At 72.4% G+C, this 624-nt stretch carries 2 protein-coding genes; both read right to left on the minus strand.

Features of this window, described 5'->3' with window-relative positions:
• The coding region (locus AC1DWF_RS35955) for a PhzF family phenazine biosynthesis protein (RefSeq protein WP_476843228.1) at positions 1-439 on the minus strand (439 nt) is incomplete at its 3' end.
• 24 nt (positions 440-463) lie between these two features.
• The gene (locus tag AC1DWF_RS35960) at positions 464-616 is read right to left on the minus strand and encodes a hypothetical protein (protein ID WP_476843229.1); all 153 of its coding nucleotides are present in this window, start codon (positions 614-616) and stop codon (positions 464-466) included.
• Positions 617-624 lie beyond the last annotated feature (8 nt).

Below are 624 nucleotides of genomic sequence, written 5' to 3' on the forward strand. Positions count from 1 at the left end.
GGATGGGCGTGTCGGCGAGGTCCTCCCGAGCGAGGCCGAGGACGGCCAGGACTTCCGCGGGATCCACGGTCGTGGCGAATCCTTCGGGCTGGGTCACCTCGACGCGGTCCCCCGCGAAGATCGCGCGTACAGGGCCGGAAAGCGTCTCGATGCACAGCCTGTCGCCCGACGCCTCGCCGCGCCGGCGCAGCAGCCAGGCGGCGCCCAGGGTGGCATGGCCGCACATTTCCATCTCGTGCGCGGGCACGAAGAAGCGGAAGCGCCGGTCGGCCTTCGTGGGGTCGGCGGGCGGGAGGACGAAGGCGCTCTCATGGCCGTGATGCGCGGCCAGCGCCTGCATGTCGCCGGCTTCCATGCCCCGCGCGTCCGGCACGATGGGCGCGGGATTTCCACCGCCGGGGCCGGCGGGAAAGATCGAGAGGAGGACGATCTCGGGCATGCGGGACATCTAACCCGCATCGCCTCAGGCGGGAAAGGCGACCGGCTCGGCTTGGGCAAAGCCGATGTGGATGGGCGCGCCGGCCGGCCAGCGGTGCAGCGCTTCGACGCCGGGCACGCGCAACAGGATGCGGCCGGCTTCGGGCACGTCGACGACCAGCTCCGCGCGGTCGCCCAGATAGGCGC

Source organism: Aminobacter sp. P4_D5 (assembly GCF_056401815.1).